Source organism: Gemmata palustris, assembly GCF_017939745.1.
GTDB lineage: Bacteria > Planctomycetota > Planctomycetia > Gemmatales > Gemmataceae > Gemmata > Gemmata palustris.
In genome coordinates this window covers 5319228-5342062 of the sequence record NZ_JAGKQQ010000001.1, presented here as the reverse complement: position 1 = coordinate 5342062, position 22835 = coordinate 5319228, and the positions used below count along the sequence as shown (strand labels likewise).

Sequence of the window (22835 nt, the reverse complement as noted above, 5' to 3'; positions counted from 1 at the left end):
CTAGTAGGTGTTACCATGTTTCATTTTCTCCAACGTCGGATGGCGTGGGGCGCGCTTGTGCTGGGCGCGCTGGCTCTTCTCCCGCTCACCGGTGTGCTGAAGGCGCAACCGCCTAACGGCCGTTACCGCGCCCCAGCGAGTTTCTCCTACGTGCCGCAGGGCGCGTGGCGCCCGCAGGGCGCCATCCAGGGGAACAACTTGGGCAACATTGGAAACAACAACGGTATCCAGGGCGGCGTCCAGGGCGGTATCCAGGGAATTCAGGGCGGCGTCCAGGGCGGCATCCAGGGTGGTTTCGGTGGCGGCGGTATCCAGGGTGGTTTCGGTGGCGGTATCCAGGGTGGTTTCGGTGGCGGTGGTATCCAGGGCGGTTTCGGTGGTGGTATCCAGGGTGGCTTCGGTGGTGGCGGTATTCAGGGCGGCTTTGGTGGCGGTGGTTTCGGTGGCGGCGGCATTCAGGGCGGCTTCGGCGGCGGTGGTTTCGGTGGCGGTGGTATTCAGGGCGGCTTTGGTGGCGGCGGCATTCAGGGCGGCTTCGGTGGCGGTGGTTTTGGTGGCGGCATCGGCGGGTTCGGTACCGGCGGGATCGGCGGTAACATTTCGCAGTTCCCGACGATCGGGAGCTACCTCGGTGGTAGCGGCGGTTTTGGTGGTGGCGGTATCGGTGGTTTCGGCGGCGGTGGATTTGGTGGTGGTGGTATCCAGGGCGGCTTCGGCGGCGGTATTCAGGGCGGCTTCGGTGGTGGTATCCAGGGTGGCTTCGGTGGTGGTATCCAGGGTGGCTTCGGTGGCGGTATCCAGGGCGGTTTCGGTGGTGGTATCCAGGGCGGTTTCGGTGGCGGTATCCAGGGCGGTTTCGGTGGCGGTATTCAGGGCGGCTTCGGTGGTGGCATCGGTGGGTTTGGTGGCGGTATCCAGGGCGGTTTCGGTGGTGGCATCGGCGGCTTCGGCGGCGGTGGCATTGTCGGAGTCGGCGGTGGCGGATTTGGTGCTGGTGGCAAACAGTTCGGTTTCAGCGGCGGAACGGGTTACTAACCTGTAGCGCCAACAGTTCAAAAAACGAACCCCGGTCGCAAGCGACCGGGGTTCTTCATTTTTGGTGCGCGGTTCGCGCTTGACTTGCTCACTCTCAGGGGCGACTATGGCCTCAATCCTGCCTCCGCACCGGTTGCGCGGTCCCGCACACCGGTCAGTATTCGCCCATCCCACCTGGAAGGACCGCCCGCGATGCTCATTCACGCCCGGTCGTTTGCGCTCGTTGCAATTCTGATTCTCCCGGCCCTCGGACGGGCCGAAGAGCCCCTCCGCGTGCGCATTGATAAGCACATCACGAACGGGGCTTCCGACTACAAGAAAAGGGCCGCGCCGCTCTCGAACGACGAAGAGTTCCTCCGCCGCGTGACGCTCGATCTCGCGGGGACCACGCCGACCGTCGCGGAGCTGAACGACTTCCTCGCCGATTCCGCGAAAGACAAGCGCGCGAAGCTCATCGACAAGCTCCTCGCCGGCGCGGGGTACGCCCGGCGCATGGCCTGGCACTTCGACGTGATGCTGATGGAGCGCCGGCCCGACGCGAAGGTGCCGCGGGCCGAATGGGAGCTGTACCTGCGGACGGTATTTTCGGCGAACAAGCCTTACGACGCCTTCGTGCGCGAGCTCCTTTCGACCGACGGCGGCGACGCCAAAACTCGCGCGGCCGCGAAGTTCGTGCTCGACCGCGACCTCGAACCGCACCTCGTCACGAAGGACATCGGGCGCGTGTTCCTCGGGCGCAACATGCAGTGCGCCCAGTGCCACGACCACCCCACCGTCGATGATTACCACCAGGCCGATTACTACGGCATTCAGGCCTTCCTGAACCGCTCGTTCCTGTTCCCCAACGCCCAGGCACCAACGGCCGTGATCGCCGAGCGCGCCGAGGGCGACGTGAACTTCATGAGCGTGTTCGACAAGGCCAAGAAGCAACACACCACCGTGCCGAAGATGCCCGGCGGGAAGGCCGTTGAGGAACCGAAGACCGAAAAGGGGAAGGAGTACAGGGTCGCGCCCGCACCGAACGTGAAGCCGGTGCCGACCTACAGCCGGCGCGAGTTGCTCGCCGCGGCCATTACGAGTGCGGACAACTCGTCCTTCGCGCGGAACATCGTGAACCGCATGTGGGCGATGATGATGGGGCGCGGCATCGTTCACCCGGTGGACTGGGACCACAGCAAGAACCCGCCGTCGCACCCGGAACTGCTGGACGAGCTCACGCGCGAGTTCGTGGCGCACAAGTACGACCTGAAGTGGCTGGTCCGCGAGATCGCTCTTACGGACGCCTACCAGCGGTCGAGCGAGATCCCGGCCGGTCTCGACGACGCGCCCGCGGACCGCTACCTGGTCGCGGTTCTGAAGCCGCTCTCGCCGGAACAGTTCGGCTACGCGCTCATGCAGGCGACTGGATACGCGGACGCCGAACGCGACGCCCTGAAGAAACTCGGCCCGAAGGCAACCGAAGAGATGCTCGACGGCAAACTCGCGCCGCGGCTCGGGCCGTTCCGCAGCATTTTGGGCGGCAAAGCGGGCGACGCGGGCGAGAATTTCTCCGCCACGCTCGATCAGACGCTGTTCCTGAAGTACGGCGGTGCAGTGCGTGGGCTGCTCCCTCCGCGAGCCGGTAACCTCGCCGACCGCCTGAGCAAGATCACCAACCCCGACGCGGTCGCGGACGAGCTCTTCGCCGCGGTGCTCTCGCGCCGGCCCACGGCCGACGAAATGAGAGACGTGGGCGACGTACTGAGAAGCACCAAGGACCGCCAAGCGACGATCAACGAACTGGTGTGGGCGCTCGTGGCGTCCGCGGAGTTCCGGTTCAACCACTGAGAGCAAAGCGACCTACCCCCCAGCCCCCTCCCTGAAGGGAAGGGGAGCAGGCGCGCGAAATCGTTGATAATTAGCCCCACTCTAGCTGACTCCGAAGGGTCTGCTCCCCTTCCCTTCAGGGAGGGGGCTGGGGGGTAGGTTCTTTACCCGCAGGAGTTCCCATGCTGCCATGCAACTACGCCTGCCGATCCACCGGTCACACCGTTTCGCGCCGCGGGTTCCTCGGCTCGGCGCTCGGTGCCACCGCGGCGCTCGGGCTCGGCGGGTTCGCGAACCCCGTGTCCGCGGCCGAGTTGAATAAGTCACAAAAGCGCGTGCTGGTCATCTTCCTGGCCGGCGGAGTGAGTCAGCTCGAGACGTGGGACCCGAAGCCGAACACCGATACCGGCGGGCCGTTCAAGGCGATTCAGACGTCCGTAACCGGTACGCGCATTTCCGAGCTCCTTCCTCACACCGCGAAGCACGCGCACCGGCTCGCGCTCGTGCGCAGCCTCAATTCGGTCTCCGACGACCACGGTATCGGCGAGAGCATCATGCTCACCGGGCGCAAACCGGAAGCCGGGATCAACTACCCGCACATCGGGGCGGTATCGGCGAAGCTGCTCGCGTCGCGCGAGTCCGCGCTCCCGGGGCACATCCAGATTCTGCCCAAGGGCGGGAGCGGCTTTAACGGCGGCGACGCCACGTTCCTCGGACCCAAGTTCGCCTCGGTGTCACTCGGTGACGGCAAGCCGCCCGCGGACCTGTTCCGGCCGGCCAACCTCGCCTCGAGCGCGGACGAAGAGCGCGAAGCGTTCCGCCGGAAACTCAACGACCGGTTCGCGAAGTCGCGCAAGTCGGCCGCGACCGAAGCCTACACCGAGTCGTACACGCAGGCCGAGCGCGTCGTGAAGCAGGCCGAGGTGTTCGACGTGGAGAAAGAGAACCCCAAACTCGCGGACCGCTACGGCCGGCACGACTTCGGCCGCCACCTGCTCCTCGCGCGCCGACTGCTCGAAGCGGGTGTGACCTACGTGAAGGTGTCGCACTCGAACTACGACACGCACCACGAGAACTTCGACTTCCACATCGAGCAGCTCGGCGAGTTCGACCGCCCCTTCGCGGCCCTGCTCGAAGACCTCGCGGACCGCGGGATGCTGGAAAGCACACTCGTGGTGGTGATGAGCGAGATGGGCCGCACCCCGCGCATCAACGCCCAGTACGGCCGCGACCACTGGTCGAAGGCGTGGTCCGTGGCGATGGCGGGCGCCGGGATCAAGGGCGGCGTGGTGGTCGGCAAGACGAACGCGAACGGCACCGCCGTGGCCGACCGCGAAGTGTACAGCGGGCACCTGTTCCACACGTACCTGCGGGCCGTCGGCCTCGATTCGACGAAGAACTTCTACCCGAACGAGCGCCCCGTGCCTGTCGCCGACCCCAAAGCGGCCGCGATCGAAGAAGCCCTGGCGTAACACCGCACGAACCCTGACCGCACCCGCGTGCCCGTGCCCCAGGCGTTGCCCCAGATGCGGTCGCCGCGCCCAAACATTGCCCCACCCGTATCCGATGTCAGCGCCCGGGTGTATTGCCCCCACCCGTACCGATCCGATCCCAGGCGTCGTCCGCGTCCCCGCCCGTATCCCAGGGCGTTGCCCTGGGCTGGGGAATCTCACCCCGTTGGGGTGATTAACGGGCAGGCCGAAGGCCTGCGATTCCTCAGCCCAGGGCAACGCCCTGGGATATGGGGACGCGGACGCCGTCTGGGATGCGGCCACCGACGTGGGCCGCGAACGCCCCGGATACAAACGGCCGCCGGAACACGGACCTCGGAACACACCAGGCACCCGACCATTGCAGTGGAGCACCCATGTCCATCCCGCCCCCGCGCCCCGTCTTCGACCCGACCGCCGCCCGCGTCGAGCGCGAGTTCAAGCACGCGCGGCCGCTCGTCGGGTGCCGGTTCGACCCGTCGGGCCGGTTCCTCTTTGCCTCATCAGAGGACGACAGCGTTCAGCGATTCGACCTGCTCACCGGGGCGAAAACCGCGTTTGCGGGTCACGAGAGCTGGGCACGCGGAATGGCGTTCGTTGCACCGGCGCCGGTTGTGCCCGCCGACTTCGTCGCGTGGCCGAAGCAGCAAAGCGCGATTCAGGGGGCCGGCGGATTCGGTGCGGTGGGTGTGCCCGCACCGAGATCAGCGCCGTTCGCGATCGTTTCCGCCGACTACCACGGCAAACTCATCTGGTGGCAAGGAGAAGCGGGCGCACCCAAGCCCGTGAGAACCGTGCAGGCCCACGACGGCTGGGCGCGGGCGATCGCCATTAGCCCCGACGGGCTCACGATCGCGAGTTGCGGGAACGACAACACGGTGAAGCTGTGGAGCGCCGTCAACGGTGCCGCGGGTCGCGTGCTCGAGGGCCACACGTCGCACGTCTACAACGTCGCGTTCCACCCGGACGGCTCGCGGCTCGTGTCGTGTGACCTCAAGGGCGTCGTGAAAGATTGGGACGTGAAGACCGGCAAGTGCGCGCGCGACATCGATGCGAAAGTGCTCTACAAGTACGATTCCGGTTTCATGGCCGACATCGGCGGGGCGCGCGGGATCGCGTTCAAGTCGGACGGGTCCGCGGTCGCACTGTGCGGCATCACCAACGTGAGTAATGCGTTCGCGGGCGTCGGCAACCCGGCGGTGGTACTGATCGACTGGAAGGGCGGTAAATCGAAGGTGCTCAAGACGAAGGAAGCGTTCCAGGGAACGGCGTGGGGTGTCGCGTTCCACCCGTCGGGCGCAGTGATCGCGGCCGGAGGGGGCGGACAGGGCCGCATCTGGATCTGGAAGGGCGAAGATCCCACGAGCGCCCACACGATCAACGTTCCCGCGAACGCGCGCGACCTCACTATCAGCCCCACGGGTGATCGGTTCGCCATCGCCGGCTCGAATGGTACCGCCTACGTGTACACGTTCGCCCCGAAATAACGAGAATACTCGGCGGTGCGAACGGGATAAACGGGATTCGTTTCACGCTGCCTCCGGCCCCGTATATCCTGTCCACTCCGCCGCGCTCTGCCGTTTCGTTCCACACGGATTTCCCATGCGTTACCTCCTGTCCTGCATTGCACTGTACGCTGCCGTCCCGCTCCTCGCTGCCGAACCGCCGAAGGGGTTCACGCCGCTGTTTAACGGCAAGAACCTCGACGGCTGGCACGGGTGGGCCATCCACGCGAAGGGCGGCTCACCGGCCGAACTCGCGAAACTGGCGCCCGAAGAGCGCGCGAAGAAGGTCGCCGAGTGGACGACCGACGCGAAGAAGCACTGGTCCGTCTCCGGTGACGAACTGGTCAACGACGGCAACGGCGCGTACCTCACGACCGACAAGGACTACGGGGACATCGAACTGCTCGTCGAGTACAAGACCGTTGCGAAGGCCGACAGCGGCATCTACCTGCGCGACACGCCGCAGGTCCAAATCTGGGACACGACGAAAGAGGGCGGGAAGTGGAACTTGAGCGCGGACAAAGGGTCCGGCGGGTTGTTCAACAACTCGAAGGGCGCTGCGGGTCAACTGCCGCTGGCCCACGCGGACAAGGCGTTCGGCGAGTGGAACACGTTCCGCATCGTCCAGGTGGGCGAGCGCACCACGGTTTACCTCAACGGCAAACTCGTGGTCGATCACGCCCGTATGGAGAACTTCTGGGACCGCAAAGCGCCGCTGCCGAAGGCGGGCAAGATCCTGCTCCAAACGCACGGCGGAGAGATCCGCTGGCGCAACGTGTTCGTGCGCGAGATCCCCGCGGCCGAAGCGAACGAGATCCTGCGCAAGCACGACGCCAAGGGCTTCGACAGCTCCTTCGACGGCAAGACCCTCGACGGGTGGACCGGGGCGGTGAACAACTACGAGGTGGTTGACGGCGCGATCGTGTGCAAGAAGGGCAAGGGCGGGAACCTCATCACGAAGGCGGAGTACGCTGATTTCACGGCGCGCCTGGAGTACAAGCTCCCGGCCGGCGGGAACAACGGCCTCGCGATCCGCACGCCCAACGGCAACGCGCACGTCGCCACGGACGCCATGTGCGAGCTGCAGATCCTCGACGACACCCACCCGATGTACGCGAAGCTCGACCCGCGCCAGTACAACCTCTCCGCTTACGGCATGGTCCCGGCGCACCGCGGGTTCCTGCGGCCGGTGGGCGAATGGAACTTCGTGGAAGTGACCGTGAAGGGGCCGACGATCGTGGCCGAACTGAACGGCACGCGCGTCCTCGACGCGGACCTGAGTAAGGTCACCGAGTTCAAGGACAAGACCCCGCACATTGGCAAAGACCGCACCGCGGGGCACTTCGGCTTCGCCGGGCACGACGACCCGGTCGTGTTCCGCAAGATCGAGATCCGGAAGATCGAGAAGTAAAACTTCGCCGCAGATCAGAGATCAGAGATCAGAGATCAGAGATCAGAGATCAGAGATCAGAGATCAGAGATCAGAGATCAGAAGACAGAGGTGTATGTATTGGCATTTGTAGCCCCGGACGGGGCGACCGATCGTAGCCAGGGGTGGAGCGAGCGACGCGAGCGAAACCCCTGGTAGACCGATGCGAAAATGAACGAGCCCCGTAGGGGCGGCAGGGCCAACGAGAAGGCTCTGCCGCCCCTACGGGACTCGTTTTATTTCGTTCACGAGCGCCCCGGATTTGCGTGGGAGCCCGCCAGGGGTTGCGCTTCGCCTTCGGCTGCGCTCCACCCCTGGCTACGATCGGTCGCCCCGTCCGGGGCTGCAAATGCCAATACATCTCTGCTCTCTGTCTTCTGATCTCTGTCCTCTGTTTTTTGATCCGTGTTCTCTGCGTTTATCCGCGGCGGCTTTCGCCTTGCCCGGTCTCGGATCAAAAGTCCCACGTTTCGGAACCGCGGGGCTTCTTGCGTGAGCGCTGGTCGGGTTCGCTCTCCTCGACCGGTTCGGGCGCGGGGGCGCGCCGCGGGGCGCGCACGATCGGGGCCTCTTCGTCCGCGTCGGGGATCTCCTCGACCGGTTCGTCGCCGGGGCCGCGCCGCATCCCCTCGCCCTTCGCGCGCAGGACGATCTTGATGGCCACTTCCGAGAACGGGAACGTGTCGCGCAGGATTTTCGTGAGGTAGCGCACGTAGGTCTGGTCGAACAGCTCCGGGCCGTTGGTGAACAGCACGATGGTCGGCGGGTGGACGCCGATCTGCGTCGCGTAGAACACCTTCGGCGTCTTGCTGCCGGACATCGGCGGGTGGTTCGCTTCGATCGCGGCGCGGATCGTGCGGTTCAGGTCGCCCGTCCCCACGCGCAGCCCGGCCTGCTTGTGCAGTTGCACCGCGAGCTGCAACAACCGGATGACGTTCTTCCCCTCCTTCGCCGTGATGAACGCGATGGGGACGTGGTCGAGCATCGGGAACATGAGCCGCATGTACTCGGCCATCTTGTCGGTGCCCATTGACTCCTTCACCAGGTCCCACTTGTTGACGACGAAGATCGCGGGCTTGTTCTCCTCGACGATGTATTCGGCGAGCTGCTTGTCCACGCGGCTGACGCGGTGGCGCGCGTCGAAGAAGTGCAGCACGACGTCGGCCCGGCGAATGGACCGCTGGGCGCGGTGGGTGCTGTAGAACTCGATGTTCGTGCCCATCTTGGCCGTTTTTCGCACGCCGGCCGTGTCGATGGCGATGTACGATTTGCCGTCCCGCTCGATGCGCACGTCCACGCTGTCGCGCGTGGTGCCGGGCACCTCGGACACGATGACCCGCTCGGCCCCGGCTAGGCTGTTAATGAACGTGCTCTTCCCGGCGTTGCGGCGGCCCACGGTCGCGATCATCAGCGCCGCCTCACCGGGCGCGGCCTCGCCCGTGTCCGGCGGCAACTTCTCGACGACGGCATCGAACAGTTCGTCCTTACCGAGCTTCTGGTCGGCGCTCACGCACAGCGGTTCGCCGTACCCCAGCTTGCAGAACTCCCCGGCCTGTTGGCCGAGTTTCTCCGTGTCCGCCTTGTTCGCGACCAGGATCACGGGCTTGTTGATCGTCCGCAACCGGGCCGCGACGTCCTGGTCGAGGGGCACGATGCCCTCGCGCACGTCGACCATGAACACGACGAGCGCCGCGGACTCGATCGCGAGCTGGATCTGCCGATCCACGTCGGCGCTGAGATCGTCCACGTCCACGATCCCGATGCCGCCCGTGTCCATGATCTCCCACACCCGCCCGCCGTGCTCGACGACGGTGGACACGCGGTCGCGCGTGACGCCCGCGGTGGGATCGACGATGCTGATCCGGCGCCCGGCGAGCCAGTTAAACAGCGACGACTTGCCGACGTTCGGCCGGCCGACGATCGCAACAATGGGAAGGGCCACGACAAAACCTCAGATAAAGCTGCATGGCCACAAAGAAGTACAAAGGGCCAATCTTGTTTGGGCGAACCCCGCACACAAGTGCGGGGGTAAGCACCCACGACCTCGCGGTCGGGGTTCACCTGCACCGAGCGACGGTGCGAGCGGTAGGCACGGCACCCGACCTCGCGGTCGGGTTCACCAAAGCGTATACCCGCCGTCCACGACGATCGTGGCGCCGGTGACGTAACTCGACGCATCGCTCGCGAGGAAGACCGCAGTGGGGCCGAGTTCCCCCGGTTCGCCCATGCGGTTCATCGGAATGTGCGACACGAACCCGGCCTGGAAGTCCGGCTTCTCACCGAACCACCGCCGGTTGGGGTCCGTGAGGAACACGCCCGGCGCGATCGCGTTCACCCGCACGCCGCGCGGCGCCCAGTCCGCGGCGAGCGCCCGCGTGAGGGCCGTCAGAGCCGATTTCGCGGTCTCGTAGTGCCGCCCGCGGATCCCCTTGATCGCGATCGGCCCCGCGACGCTCGTCACGTTCACCACCGACCCGCGGCCCCGCTCCAGCATCCCCCGGCACAGGTGCTGCGAGCACACCAGGGCGCTCGTCAGGTTCAGGTCCATCAGTTCCTGCCACTGTGCAACGGGGATCTCTTCCGTCGCCACATCAACGCGGCGCCCGCCGACGTTATTAATCAAGATATCCACCGGGCGGTTCAGGTTCAGAACCTGCCGACAGGCGGCTTCTGCGCCCACGGGCGTGGACACGTCTCCCGGGACGACCGCGACCCGGCGCCCGAGTTCGACCAACTCCAACCGGGCAGCTTCGAGCGCCTCTTCTTCGCGCCCGACCAGAATGAGATTAGCTCCGGCCTCGGCCAGTGCTTGGGCCATCGCGCGCCCCAATCCGCGGCTGCCACCGGTGATGACCGCCGTGCGTCCGTCGAGCCGAAACCGGTCCAACACGCCCATTAACGTTTCTCGCTTTCACGAGCCGGAACGCGCCCCTACCGCTTAACATATAACGGACGGCCCACAAGCGTTGGTTAAACAATGGCGAAGTGCGACGAAGGGTACCGGTGCGAAGTGTGCGGCAGCGACGTGGAGGTCGTCACCGAATCCGATTTGTACCTCCGATTTGTACTCGGCGAGGTACCACTAGAACTGCTTCACCGCTTACCCGAGCGGCACCTGCGATGTAACCCGGCGCTGGCACAATACATTGTAGACCCGACGTTCGCCCCGGTCGCGTGCGAGGGACCGTTCTCGAAGACGGAAATGGCCCCGGAGTTCGTCGCGGCGGAAGAGAGTCGCGTGTCACGTGGGTACCGCCGGCTCCTCGCGATCCCGACAATGGGGCTCGCGGTACCCGAGTACCCGCTCAGTGTGACGCCCGACGGCGATGTGTTGTAGCCGGGCACCGCTCGCCCGAAGCGGAATGCCCATTTTTGGGGAAGCCCGCCCCAGTTCGGAAGCTCTACTCGGTTGGCCATTTCGTCATCAAATCAGGAGATAGCATGAAAGCGATGCTATTCGCGGTGTGTGCGGCAGTTGCGTTCATCCCCACCGCACGCGGAGCGGACGAGTCCGGCCCGAAGGCCGGCGAGAAGGCCCCGGCACTGAAAGTGTTCGGTGTCGTCGGGAAGGTGGAGGGGAAGGAAGCGGACTTCGCGGCCGACCGCAAGGACGAGCCGACGATCTACGTCTTCGTGCAGGCCGCCGAAGGCGGGATTCCGGTCGGCGGGCGCCCCGCGGCGCGGTTCATGAAGGTGCTGGACGACAAGATCGGGGACACGTCCGACAAGGCCGAGATCGTGGCCGTGTGGCTCGGCGAAAAGGCGTTCGACAAGCACAAGGAGTACCTGCCGAAAATCAGCATGTCGCTGACGTTCACGAAGACGGCGCTGACCGCGTTCGACGGCGAGAAGAGCGGCCCGAACAACTGGGGCGTGAACGCCGACGTTCACCTCACGGTTGTGGTCGTGAACAAGGGGAAAGTCGCGAAGTCGTTCGCGTTCACCTCGGTGAACGAAACGGACGTGAAGCCCGTGCTCGAAGAACTGAAGAAGGCCATCGGGAAGTAGGAAACGCAAGCAATTCCCGCGAAACACTAAGGTGCCCGGGGCGTTTGAACCCCGGGTAACACGGTCCTCTTCTTGTGGTTCAGCGTTACGGGGTTTATCTTGTTTTGTTAGACGGACCCGTTGGCATCCGTCCCTGTCCCGGAGTTCGGCGATGATTCGCGGCGTCGTAATGCTGACCGGTCTGGTCGGGGCGGTTTGCCCGGCGGTAGCCCGCGACGAGGATCCGGTAAAAGAGAAACTGCTCGCGGCGAAGGTGGCATACGACGGCGAGATGCGCGAGTACCGGAAGCAGGCCGGCGAGTGGTTCGACAAGCGCGAGGACGCCGCCCGCAAGGACGGGAACAAGAAGGCGCTCGACCAGATTAAGGACGAGCGGAAGACGTTCGACGCGACCGGGGAGGTGCCGAAGGGCGCCCCGCCCGCGGTCTGGCAGAAGCCGGTGCTCGCGCGGAAGGCGCTGGAGGCCGCGCACACCGAGGCGGTCAAGGAGTACGTCCGGGTCAAGAAGGACGACGACGCCGTGGCGGTGGAGGCCGCGTGGAAGACGTTCGTGAAGGAGCGCGCACTCGACCTCCTTGCTCTCGTGGACCCGAAGGTTCACGCGGCCGCCGGTAAGTGGAAGAAAGAGGGGAAAGCGCTTTTCGGGGAGAACTCGGCGCAGCTCCAACTCCCATACGAACCGGGCGAGGAATACGATCTCGAGGTGACCTGCCGACGCCTCGCGGGAAACAACGCCATTAACGTCGGGTTGATGGTAGGCGGGCGCCAGGTCGCGGCCGTGGTGGACGGGTGGCCCAACGAGGGGCACCGGAGCGGCTTATATTTCGTGGACAGAAAATCGGGCCTCGACAACGTGACGACGGTCAAAGGGCAGTTGATTAAGGGCGACCAGGATCACACACTGGTCTATGCCGTCCGGAGTGGGAAAATTGACCTGTCGATAAACGGAAAAATCGCAACTTCGTTCAAAGGTAACTTCGCCCGCCTCTCGCTCGGTGAGGGATGGGGCGTGCCGAACAAAAAGGCACTATTTCTGGATATTGGAGCCGGCAACTCCGTTCAGTTCAGCCGCATCGCGGTGACACCGGTGACCGGGAAGGGCAATATCACCAAGTGACGACCTGGGGCGAACTTCGTCGGCTCTCACTTCCTGGAGCCAGCCCTGAGATCAGACCCTAAGTCGTTACAAAGGCAACGCAGCCGAACGAGCGGGGCCGAGAAAATCAATGGGGCGCCGTGCCCGGCACGGCGCCAGAACCTGTGTGGGTCGGGGTGATCCGGTCGCACCCACCGGCTACAGACTTTTCATTTCCATAACGGTTGCGGCGTCGTAAGGGAACCCGTCCTCGGGCACGTCGCCGAGGCTCTCGGCATTGCACCCCACGCACGCGGGCACGTACCCGAGCGCGCAGCGGGGTTCGGGCCACCAGATGCGTCCGCCGCGGCACAGCGGACACGGGGACGGGTTCACTTGGGGCTTGGGCGGACGCGGCATCACGGCACCTGGGCGGTGGAGGGATATGAAACCGGCTCAGCAACTTAGTTGCGTTCGGGGACCGTTGGTGGACACGGGCGCCTCCGATTTCGATCGCTCCCCCCGATGAGGCCGGGCACGCACTCGGTCCGGGCCGAAGGCGCTGCTACCAGTAAGCCCGCAATGGCGCACAACACCGCTCTCGACACGAGCACTTCTCTTTGTCAGAGGTTTCGTAACCAGTCCTCAGCGTGATCGATCCGTCACCCGGTGCAAGTGGTATCGAAATCACCCGCGACGAGGCGGGTGTGGAGAAGTGGGAAGAACTCTGACATCCGCGAGTCTTCAATCGCCCCGGCTCTGAGTTCGGGTCGGGTGCCGTTTACGGGAGAGATGTTGACAGCGCTGGAACTGGGTAACTCCGGCGCTGTGCTTGTTCTCCCGCTACTCTTTGCGGAGCACCAGATCGACGACCCAGCATCCGCGCACGTGCGGACCGAGACCGCGGCAGTGATCGAGCGCGTCCACGTTGTCGCAACCAGATCGAGAAGCAAGTCTGGAGCTTCGCACGCCAGCCATTCCGCTTCGGTCATCGGTCGCCCCTTGCTTGCCCCGCCTTCACCACCCCGCCCTGTATGACCGCGATGAACCGCGTGCGGTCTTCCAAGATGCTGATGTCCGCGAGCACGTCGCCGGCCACCACCAACACGTCCCCGAGTTTGCCCACTTCGAGGGTGCCGAACTCGGACGCGCGGCCCATGATCTCCGCGCCCGTGCGCGTCGCACACGTGATGACTTCCAACGGCGAGAACCCGACGTACTTCACGAAGAAACTCAACTCGCGCGCGTAGTCGCCGTGCGGATTCCATCCAAAGCCGTAGTCTCCACCCATGCCGAGGCGCCCGCCGGCCTTCAGGATCTTGCGGGCGCTCTCGGCCCCGCCCTCGAGCGTCTCCTTGTGCCCGTCGATCACGCGCGGCGGTAACCGGAACTCCGGCCCGCGCTCGACGCTCGCCAGTTCGAAGTACAGCGCCGGCACGCACGGCACGTCGCGCTTCAGGAGCAACTCAAGCCCCTCGTCGTCGATGAACGTGCCGTGCTCGATCGCGTCGTACCCGGCCCGCAGCGCGTTCTTGATGCCCTCGGTCGCGCGACAGTGCCCGGTCACCTTCAGCTTGTGGTTGTGGGCCGTGGCGACGACCGCGTGCATCTCCTCGAACGTCATGCAGAGCGTGTGGTGGTCGTTCGTGTCGGGCGCGGCCGCGTCGCCCGTGGGGTACGTCTTCACCCACTCCACCCCGTCCTTCACCAACTTGCGCACCGCGGCCCGGGCCTCGTCCGCGCCGTTGACGAGCAGCACGAGCCCGTCCATCCCGATCTTGCGGAAGTCCGGGTTCCAGTCCATTAACCCGCCGACCCCGCAGATCTCGCGCCCGCTCGCCGCGAGGCGCGGCCCCGGGCACAGGTCGCTCTCGATGGCCTTCTTCAGCCACACGTCGATGTTGAACAGGCTTCCGCCACTGCGAGCGGCGGTGTAGCCGCATTCGAGGGCCAGTTTCGCGTTCGCCGCGGCGAGCAGCGTGACGTACTCGACCGGGTACTTGATGTCGAGGTCTTCGAGCGCGGAGACGTTGAAGTACGTCGGGTGGAAGTGGGCCTCCACCAGTCCCGGCATGATCGTCCCGCCGCGTGCGTCAATGCGTGCGGCCTCGGGTTCGACCGTCGGCGCATCACGCACTGGTCCCACGAAGTGAATGCGGCCGTCGCGAATCACGAGCGCGGCGTCGCGCACGGGCGGGCCACCGTTGCCATCAATGAGGGTGCCGTTCGTGATAACGGTCGTGCCGGTAGCAAGTTTCATGGGAGAGGTTCGCGTTGGGGCTAAAGCGAGTTCAAGAACGAGTGCAGTAACCGCAGCGTGCTCGGTGTGTCCTGCCAGTGAACCAGGTGGCCCACAGCGGGCAAATCCACCCGCGTGCAGTCGGGGAGCGCGGCGGCGAGCGGGTTCGCGTCTTCGGGCGGGAGCATCCCGCCGTACAGTGGGTCCGCGACGATGAGTAGCGCCGGGCACTTGATGTGTTTGGCGATCGCGAACATGTCGTAGCCGTCGAGCCAGCGCTTTTTCAGCGGCGGGTCGAACACTTCCGGGTCGAGGTCGCGCAGGCAGCGCGCGACGAATCGCAGCGAAGCCGCGTCGCGGAAGTCGCCCAGGCGAATGGTTTCGTCCGGCTGCGCCCCGGGAACGCGCACGTCCGCGAACTCTCGCGCAACGGCGCTTGTGTCCTTGCGCCCCGCGAGTTTCTGCATCGCGCGCCAAATGGTTCCGTAGGGCGAGGTATCGAGCCCCGACAGGAACCGCGGTCCCGGCGGGTCGATCAGCACCACGGCCGTGACGAGATCGGGAACTTGTGCCGCGACGCCCATCGACACGAGCGCCCCGAGCGAGTGCCCGACCAGCACGCATTTCTTGTGTGCGGCCCTCACCGCCGCGACGAGATCGGGAACGTAGTCCGCGACGCGGTACGCGCCCGGGGTGCGTGTGGATTCGCCGTGCCCGCGGTGCGAGTATGCGTGAACGTGCCACCACGCCGTGAGGTCGCACAGAATGTGGCTGAAGTCTTCCCACCGGCGCGAGAGGCCGTGGACGAGCCACAGCGATTGCTTCGCGACCGGTCCCGCGACACCCCACAGCGCGGAATACTCTTCGTCGCTGCCCGTGGGGTTGATGATCGGAATACTGTCGGTGGTGAACATGGAGAGGTTCTTTCCGTATGAACCGCTCGCGATGAGCGGTGAATGCGCGATTTTGCTCGTGGCACAGGCCTCTGGCCTGTGGAAGTCTTCCACAGGCCAGAGGCCTGTGCCACCAAACCAAAGGCCACGCGCATCAATTCAACGGGTAACTGCAGGCACACAGAGCAAGCCGCATGGTTACGCCAGCTTCCACCCCTTGCGGTACTCGCGGTGGATGAACGCATCGGCTTCGGGGCAGTTGGTCGCCTTCATCTTCGCGGCGTCCCATTCCAGGCGCTTACCGGCGCGGAACGCGACGTTCCCCAGGTGGTTCGACTCGGTGAGCCAGCCCGCGTACTCGAAGTTGCACGTCGTGGGGGCACCGGTCTTGCAGGCGTGAACCCATTCCGCGTAGTGCCCGCGCGATTTCTCGATGAACGGCTTCGGCCGCACGAATTCCGCAAACTGCTTCTCCGGCAACAGCACGTGCTTGAAGTATTCGGAGAGCAGCATTCCCTTATCGCCGACGAAGAGCACGCCACTACCCCACTGCGGGATCTTCTTTTCGGTCCATTGGGGCGGGCGGTAACTGCCCTGGTGCCACGTCATCTTCACCGCCGGCATTTCGCCGCGTGCGGGGAACTCGTAGGTGGCCTGCATCGACGCGGGCGCGATCTCCGGGTGCGGCTTCGGACCGGACGCTTCCACCGCGGTCGGCGCCTTCAACTTGAGAGCCCAGAACGGCAGGTCGTTCCAGTGCGAACCGAGGTCGGACATGGTGCCGTTGCCGAACTCCCACCAGCGGTACCACTTCGGCCCCGGCACGTAGATCGGACTGAACGGCCGATCGGCCACCGGCCCGAGCCACAAGTTCCAGTCCAGATCGGCCGGTGGTTTCACATCGTCCTTGGGGCGCTCGGTCACGTACACGATGTCCTTGTTGGCCTTCGCGTCTTCGGCCGACTGAAGACCCCACGCGCGGCTCACCCACACGTGAACCTCGCGCACGGGACCGATCGCGCCCGTCTGGATCAGTTCGACCACGCGGCGGTAGTTGTCTTCGGCGTGAATCTGCGTGCCCATCTGGGTGGCGAGCTTGGTCTTCGCCGCAGCTTCGCGGATGATGCGGGCTTCCGCGATGTTGTGTGTCAGTGGCTTCTCGCAGTAGACGTGCTTGCCGTGTTGGAGCGCGAGCAGCGTGGCGAAGGCGTGCGTGTGCTCGCACGTGCTCACTACGACCGCGTCGAAGTCCTTCGCGTGGTCGAAGACCTTGCGGAAGTCCGTGAACTTGCGGGCGCTCTTGTGCTTCTCGGCCGCCTTTTCGACCGCGGCCGTGCTCACGTCGCACAGCGCAACGATGTTCTCGCCGGCAACGCCGTTGAGGTTAGCGGCCCCGCGTCCGCCGGAACCGATGATTGCGATGTTGAGCTTCTCGTTCGCATTTCGGGCTCGCAGAAATCCGGGTGCGGCGAGCGCGGCCCCGGCAGCGGCAGAAGTTTTCAGGAACGTGCGGCGTGAAGGAGAGGGACGCGGCATGTGCGCCTCCGGTGTGGGTGGGGATGGCCCGATTATCGCGCGAGACGCGGGCGATACAAGGAGAAAGGCAGAGTGATCGACCGTCATTCGTCCGGCGGGAACAGGTCGAACCACTCTTCGGCCTCGCGAATGCGGAGGCGCCGAGGGTGGTTCAGGTTGAGAGCCGCGACGGTCGCACGTCCCGTCGACGTAAGGCCGACGATCCGCCAGTCTTCATCCCACCCGAAATGGTCGGACCAACGATCGGTACGCGGGTTGAAAAGTGGAGCCACTTGCTGCGTTGCAGGGTCCGGCACGCGCACGCGATCCGACTTACCCAGATTGCAACTCGGGCACGCCAGAGCCAAGTTGTCGGCCGAATCCGATCCCCCGGCCGCTTGCGGGACGATGTGTTCGATGTGAAACGTGGCACCCTGAAGTGACTGGTGCATGCGGCAGTATTCGCACCGGTTTCCGGCGCGAGCCGTCACGCGCCGAACGATTTCAGCCCACGGCTCGCTCACACCGGGGGCCGTCCGAGGAGCTTGAGAGCTTGCGCGCGGACAAGCGCAATCGATTCACTCAACTCGGCGAGTGCTTCCAACTCCTCCCGCTCGCCCGGGGTAATTTGTCCGTTTGTATTGCGGTCCATGAGCGATTGCAGGCGCGCGTCGGTCTTGTTCGGGAACCGCATCGCCGCAACGGTCTCGACCAGCGTTCGCGGGGCTTCAATAACGGCAGACATGCTGTACCTCCGCGTTCCAGTGTAACGTCACCTTCGTCTCAAAACCAGCGGCGCTCGCGCTTGCAGCAGTGCGAAATTCAGAGTATCGTCTCAATTAAGCGCTTCACGCCTCCCGCCAACGAATGCCCACCCGCAATTGCTCCGGTAAGCTCGTTCCTGAGTCTCTCGGCTCTCCAAATGCGTGCCTCGTCCCAGTGGATTGCGGAACTCGGGTAACGTGTGCGAAAGGCCTTCGGTTCTTGATTTTCCTCCTCTCCTCAATGGCGGGGATCAGATAATTCTCCTGGAGTGTCGCGATGCGGACCCGGCTGCTCTCCACTGCCGCGCTGCTTGCTCTCTCTGCCGTCGCGTTCGGCGCGGAGCCGGGGAACGTGTGGTGGGCGTTCCAACCTTTGAACCGGCCCACTACCCCGGAAGCGCCAAACACAAAAACTCCGCCCACGAACCCCATCGACCGTTTCGTTCTCGCGAAACTCAAAGATAAAGGGCTCTCACTGGCGCCCGAAGCGGACCGGCGCACGCTGATCCGGCGCGTCACGTTCGGCCTGACCGGGCTCCCGCCCGCGCCGGAGGAGGTCGAAGCGTTCGTCAACGATAAGGACGTGAACGCTTACGAAAAACTCGTGGACCGGCTGCTCGCGTCCCCCGCTTACGGCGAGCGCTTCGCGCGGTTGTGGATGGACGCGGTTCACTTCGCCGAGACACACGGACACGACCAGGACCGCGTGCGCCCGAACGCCTGGCGCTACCGCGACTACCTCATTCATGCGTTCAACGCGGACACGCCCTACTCGCGCTTCGTGAAGGAACAGGTCGCGGCGGACGTGTTGTTCCCCAACGAGCCGAAGCTGATCCCGGCGCTCGGGTTCCTCGCCGCCGGGCCGTGGGACGAGAGTTCGTTGCGCGATATCCGCGAGGACAGTATCGACCGCGAAGCCGGCCGGTACCTCGACCGCGACGACATCGTTACCACGGTGTTTAACACGTTCTCGGGGCTGACGGTCCAGTGCGCCCGGTGCCACGACCACAAGTTCGATCCGATCACGCAGGAAGAGTATTACCGGCTCCAGGCCGTGTTCGCGGGAGTGGGGCGCGGAGAAGTCGCGTTCGAGTCGAACCCGGCCACCGCCAAGAAACGAAACGAACTCCAGGCGCTGCTCGCGGCCACCGCGAAGAACGCCCCGGGGCTGGACCTTACGTCTGTGCGAGTGAAAAAAGCAGTCACGGGATGGGAGCAGAAGAACGCTGGGGCAAGTGTGACGTGGACGGTCCCCGATTTCACCAAGATCACTTCGGACGCGGGATCGAAGCTCGTCATGCGCGGCGACGATTCGATTCGGGCTGAAGGCACGCGCCCGGAACGCGACACGTACACGCTCACCACGCGCGTGAAGGCCCGGCGCGTTACGGCCGTGCGGCTGGAACTACTCACGGACGACGCACTACCGATGCGCGGGCCGGGTCGGTGTGACAACGGCAACTTGCACCTCAGCGAGTTCAAGGTCACCGCGTCCGACGGGACGAAGCCGAAGGCGCTGAAGGTCCGCAATGCGACCGCGGACTTCGACCAATCCGGCTGGACCGCAGCGCACGCCATCGACGGCAACCGGGGCACCGCGTGGGGCATTTATCCACAAGTCGGCAAATCACACGAGGCCGTGTTCGAGTTGGCAGAACCTGTTACCGCCGAAGGCGAAACGGAGCTGACCTTTGCGCTCGAACAAATCCACGGCGGTGGGCACCTGATCGGCCGGTTCCGGCTCTCGATCACAGATGCCCCTCCGCCCGTGAAAGCGACCGCACTGCCGACCAACCTTCAGGCCATACTCGCGACCGCGCCGGCCAATCGCACGGAAGCGCAGGTGAGAGAACTGGCGCTGCATGTGCTCAAAGAACAAGCGAGTGCCGAACTCACAGCGCTGCCCGCGCCCGCGATGGTCTATGCCGCCGCGCCGAACTTCACGGCGGATGGCAGCCACCGACCCACACCCGCTCCGCGCGAAGTGCGGATGCTCAAGCGCGGCGATATTCGTAAACCGGGCGAGGAAGTCGAGCCGGGCGCGTTGTCGCTCGTACCGAAGTTACCGGGCGAATTCGATCTGCTCAAAAACCACACCGAAGGCGACCGCCGCGCAGCACTCGCGAAGTGGCTAACCGACACGAATAACCCGCTCACTTGGCGCGTGATGGCGAACCGCGTGTGGCAGTGGCACTTCGGTACCGGGCTAGCCGCAACGCCGAACGACTTCGGCCGAATGGGGCAGAAGCCCACACACCCGGAACTGCTCGATTTCCTCGCGTCCGAACTGGCGAGCCCCGACCGCAAGGCCGGAGGCGGTTCGCTCAAGCACCTGCACTGGCTCATCGTTACGAGCGCGGTTTACAAGCAGGCGTCACTGTCGCGTGCCGAGGGCCTGAAGGCGGACGAAGACAACAAACTCCTCTGGCGCCAGAACCGCGCGCGCCTGGACGCGGAGCAAGTCCGCGACGCGGTGCTCGCCATCAGCGGCCGACTCGACCGCACGGCCGGCGGACCGTCGGACCAGCAGTTCGACATGAAGCCCGGCATCCACGTGACGCCGGTGGTGGATTACAACAAGTTCGATTGGGAGAAGAAGGAAGGGCACCGGCGCAGCGTGTACCGGTTCGTGTTCCGCACACTGCCCGACCCGCTTGTCGAGTGTCTGGACGGTGCCGATGCGTCCGCGCTCACGCCGAAACGGAGCGAGTCCGTCACCGCGCCGCAAGCCCTCGCATTGTTGAACAACGAGTTCGTGCTCGTTCACGCACGGGCGATGGCCGCGCGGCTGGAAAAGCACTCCGCGGAGCGCGCGAAGCAGATCGAGTTCGGATGCCGGTTGGTGTGGGGCCGGCCGCCGTCGGCCGAGGAGGGGAAGCTGTTCACCGCCTACGCCGATAAGCACGGCCTCGCGAACCTCTGTCGCGTGCTGTTCAACACCAACGAATTCCTCTTTGCGGATTGATGTGCGTAGCTGAGCGGAATGGCCACAAAAAAGCACAAAGGGCACAAAAGAAGACCGATCAGGAGACAGAGGACAGAATCGGTATTCGTCTTCGGTCCTCTGCTCTCCACTCTTTGCTTTTTTTGTGCCCTTTGTGCTTTTTTGTGGCCATTCTGCTCAGCTATCTTGGGACTGTCCGCTCTCATCTTTCGCCCACCGCCGATGAGAATCCGCACTCGCCCCTTTCGCCATGTTCACCGGACTGGTAAACTTTGCTACGATCGGCCCTCCTGCCTCTTGAGCGAACCTGCCATGATGCGCTCGTTCGGTTGTTTGCTGCTCGCCACCGCGCTGTTCCTCGTACCACAAACGGCCTCGTCTGCCCCGCGCGAAGGCGTGGGGGCCGCACTCGCGCCGCCCCCGCGTGCGAAGGCACCGGCCGCGGGCGAGTCCACCCCGAAGATGCCGCTGACCGGACTCGCACCCGCGAAGCCGATGTTCGATGCGTGCGTCTACAAGTACCCCGTGGGCACCACGAACCCGCAGTGCCAAGCGTTCGTGGATCAGGGGTTGGGGATGTACTACTCCTACGTCTGGATGGAAGCGGCCCGTGCGTTTGAAACGGCGCTCCAACACGACCCCGATTGTGCCTATGCGTGGCTGATGCTGTCGCGCTCGCTGGAGAAGTGGGGCAAGCCCGGAGTCACCCCGCCCGTTGCCCCCTATGTGGGACTGCTCGGCGGACTGGTGTACGGCAAGTTGCCGGACCGCGTGGGCAAGAACGCGATCGACTACTCGCTCGATACCGCCCGCCGGCTGATGCCGAAGGCCAGCCCGCGCGAGCGCCTGCTGGTCCAGTCGCGGTTGCAGGAAAAGGGGATGTGGCCCAACGTCGGCCCGGACGAGCGCCGGAAGAAGGCCGCGCAGTCGCTCGACGAACTGCTGATGCTCCACGAGGACGACGAGGAGGGCTGGTTCTGGCGCGCCCAACTCGCGGGCGCGGACGGTCCGAACGCGACCGCGGTGTTCTACAAAGCGCTCCTCCGGGTGAACCCGCTGCACCCCGGGGCCAACCACGAGTTCGTCCACTTCTACGAGAACGTCCAGCGCCCGGCGCTCGGGTGGCCGTATGCGGAGAACTACATCAAGTCGTCGCCCGGTATCCCGCACGCGCACCACATGCAGGCGCACCTCGGCACGCGGATCGGGAAGTGGGGCGAAACGACGGACTGGTCCGCGAAAGCGGTCGAACTTCAGGTCGCGTACCACAAGCTCCAGGACGTTAAGCCCAGCGAGGACCACCAGTTCAATCACCACATGGACATCTTCTCGCGGAGCCTCATCCACGACGGCCGCTTCGCCGAAGCGCGGGCGCACCGCACCCTCGCGGAAAGCTACAAGTACACCTTCCGCACCGACTGGTTGCGCATGGCGATGGGCCAACACGATTGGGACGAGGCGCAACGACTGGTGGAGCAATTCCGGCGCTCGGACAAGTCGTCGGGGGCGTACTATGCCGCACTTGTTTCGCTTGAAAAGTTCGACACCGAACAGGCCGGACGCGAGGTCGATACCCTGCGCCAACTTTCGCAGTCGAAGAAGTTCGACAAGCAACTCGAGCGCCGGTTGTGGGAGGTCCAGGGCCGGCACCTGTGCCAGAAGGGTGACGGCGAGGCCGGGTTGAAACTGCTCAAGAAGATCGTGGACGCGACCAAGAACGAGTTCGGGCACCACTCCTGGGGAAACGGCGCGGTGTACATGGAATCGTGGGGCATCGGCGCGCTGGAAGCCGGGAGCGCAACGGACGCGGAAGAAGCCTTCCAGGAAGCGCTCGCCCACGACGCCGGCAGCGTCCGCGGCGCGCTGGGCTTGTGGGCGCTGTGCGACCGCTTGGGGCGCAGCGAGGAAGCCGCCCGGTACCTGAAGATCGCGCACCGCGTGTGGGCGAAGGCCGATTCGCGGGACTTCACCGCGCTCCAGAACGACATGGCCCGGCGCGCCACCAAGCTCTCCCGGTCCACCGCGACCGCTGCCGGGGAATGAGGTACGAACCTCGCCAGGGCCGTTTAATGTGGAAGCAGGCAGGCACGGGGTGCCCACCCGCTCGTTAGCACTCGCGGTTCGCCCAGAAC

General features: G+C 65.0%; 18 protein-coding genes. 9 read left to right on the top strand and 9 right to left on the bottom strand.

Features of this window, described 5'->3' with window-relative positions; all coding sequences use genetic code 11:
• Window positions 1-1056, bottom strand: a complete 1056-nt coding sequence (locus tag J8F10_RS21875) for a hypothetical protein (protein ID WP_210662353.1) — start codon at window positions 1054-1056, stop codon at window positions 1-3.
• Between the two features lie 171 nt (window positions 1057-1227).
• Here J8F10_RS21875 and J8F10_RS21870 point away from each other — a divergent pair, with 171 nt between their 5' ends.
• The 4 genes from J8F10_RS21870 to J8F10_RS21855 all read left to right on the top strand — a co-directional run bounded on the left by J8F10_RS21870 (window position 1228) and on the right by J8F10_RS21855 (window position 7247).
• Window positions 1228-2862 (top strand): DUF1549 domain-containing protein, encoded by a 1635-nt coding sequence (locus J8F10_RS21870; RefSeq protein WP_210657418.1) that lies wholly within the window; start codon window positions 1228-1230, stop codon window positions 2860-2862.
• A 161-nt stretch (window positions 2863-3023) separates the two neighbouring features.
• Entirely contained in the window at window positions 3024-4313 is a 1290-nt protein-coding gene (locus J8F10_RS21865) for a DUF1501 domain-containing protein (protein ID WP_210657416.1), read from the top strand.
• A 395-nt stretch (window positions 4314-4708) separates the two neighbouring features.
• Window positions 4709-5818, top strand: coding sequence for a WD40 repeat domain-containing protein (locus J8F10_RS21860; protein ID WP_210657413.1), 1110 nt, complete (start codon window positions 4709-4711; stop codon window positions 5816-5818).
• 115 nt (window positions 5819-5933) lie between these two features.
• On the top strand, window positions 5934-7247 hold the full coding sequence (locus tag J8F10_RS21855; protein ID WP_210657411.1) for a 3-keto-disaccharide hydrolase: 1314 nt from the start codon (window positions 5934-5936) through the stop codon (window positions 7245-7247).
• A gap of 472 nt (window positions 7248-7719) precedes the next feature.
• Here the strand turns inward: J8F10_RS21855 and der are convergent, their stop codons facing one another.
• Together der and J8F10_RS21845 are read right to left on the bottom strand one after the other, a co-directional pair.
• Complete coding sequence (der, locus tag J8F10_RS21850; RefSeq protein WP_210657409.1) at window positions 7720-9207, bottom strand: ribosome biogenesis GTPase Der; 1488 nt, start codon at window positions 9205-9207, stop codon at window positions 7720-7722.
• A 174-nt stretch (window positions 9208-9381) separates the two neighbouring features.
• Window positions 9382-10161: an SDR family NAD(P)-dependent oxidoreductase gene (locus J8F10_RS21845; protein ID WP_210657407.1), complete on the bottom strand. Its 780-nt coding sequence runs from the start codon at window positions 10159-10161 to the stop codon at window positions 9382-9384.
• A gap of 81 nt (window positions 10162-10242) precedes the next feature.
• Here J8F10_RS21845 and J8F10_RS21840 point away from each other — a divergent pair, with 81 nt between their 5' ends.
• The 3 genes from J8F10_RS21840 (at window position 10243) to J8F10_RS21830 (ending at window position 12390) form a co-directional block, all read left to right on the top strand.
• Entirely contained in the window at window positions 10243-10602 is a 360-nt protein-coding gene (locus J8F10_RS21840; RefSeq protein WP_210657405.1) for a hypothetical protein, read from the top strand.
• A 104-nt stretch (window positions 10603-10706) separates the two neighbouring features.
• A complete protein-coding gene (locus tag J8F10_RS21835) occupies window positions 10707-11273 on the top strand; it encodes a hypothetical protein (RefSeq protein ID WP_210657403.1) in 567 nt (188 codons plus the stop codon).
• Window positions 11274-11424: 151 nt separating this feature from the next.
• On the top strand, window positions 11425-12390 hold the full coding sequence (locus J8F10_RS21830) for a hypothetical protein (RefSeq protein WP_210657401.1): 966 nt from the start codon (window positions 11425-11427) through the stop codon (window positions 12388-12390).
• Window positions 12391-12567: 177 nt separating this feature from the next.
• On the opposite strand, the gene J8F10_RS21825 is transcribed toward J8F10_RS21830, so the two are convergent.
• The 6 genes from J8F10_RS21825 to J8F10_RS21800 all read right to left on the bottom strand — a co-directional run bounded on the left by J8F10_RS21825 (window position 12568) and on the right by J8F10_RS21800 (window position 17740).
• Window positions 12568-12768, bottom strand: coding sequence for a hypothetical protein (locus J8F10_RS21825; RefSeq protein ID WP_210657398.1), 201 nt, complete (start codon window positions 12766-12768; stop codon window positions 12568-12570).
• A gap of 568 nt (window positions 12769-13336) precedes the next feature.
• Window positions 13337-14608 (bottom strand): metal-dependent hydrolase family protein, encoded by a 1272-nt coding sequence (locus J8F10_RS21820; protein ID WP_210657395.1) that lies wholly within the window; start codon window positions 14606-14608, stop codon window positions 13337-13339.
• A 20-nt stretch (window positions 14609-14628) separates the two neighbouring features.
• Window positions 14629-15501 (bottom strand): alpha/beta fold hydrolase, encoded by an 873-nt coding sequence (locus tag J8F10_RS21815; RefSeq protein ID WP_210657393.1) that lies wholly within the window; start codon window positions 15499-15501, stop codon window positions 14629-14631.
• A gap of 177 nt (window positions 15502-15678) precedes the next feature.
• Window positions 15679-17016, bottom strand: coding sequence for a Gfo/Idh/MocA family protein (locus J8F10_RS21810; RefSeq protein ID WP_210657391.1), 1338 nt, complete (start codon window positions 17014-17016; stop codon window positions 15679-15681).
• 83 nt (window positions 17017-17099) lie between these two features.
• Window positions 17100-17486, bottom strand: coding sequence for an HNH endonuclease (locus J8F10_RS21805; protein ID WP_315854238.1), 387 nt, complete (start codon window positions 17484-17486; stop codon window positions 17100-17102).
• A 29-nt stretch (window positions 17487-17515) separates the two neighbouring features.
• Entirely contained in the window at window positions 17516-17740 is a 225-nt protein-coding gene (locus J8F10_RS21800; protein ID WP_210657387.1) for a hypothetical protein, read from the bottom strand.
• A gap of 296 nt (window positions 17741-18036) precedes the next feature.
• Here J8F10_RS21800 and J8F10_RS21795 point away from each other — a divergent pair, with 296 nt between their 5' ends.
• Window positions 18037-20724, top strand: coding sequence for a DUF1549 and DUF1553 domain-containing protein (locus J8F10_RS21795; protein ID WP_210657385.1), 2688 nt, complete (start codon window positions 18037-18039; stop codon window positions 20722-20724).
• Between the two features lie 291 nt (window positions 20725-21015).
• Entirely contained in the window at window positions 21016-22746 is a 1731-nt protein-coding gene (locus J8F10_RS21790) for a tetratricopeptide repeat protein (RefSeq protein WP_246523484.1), read from the top strand.
• Window positions 22747-22835 lie beyond the last annotated feature (89 nt).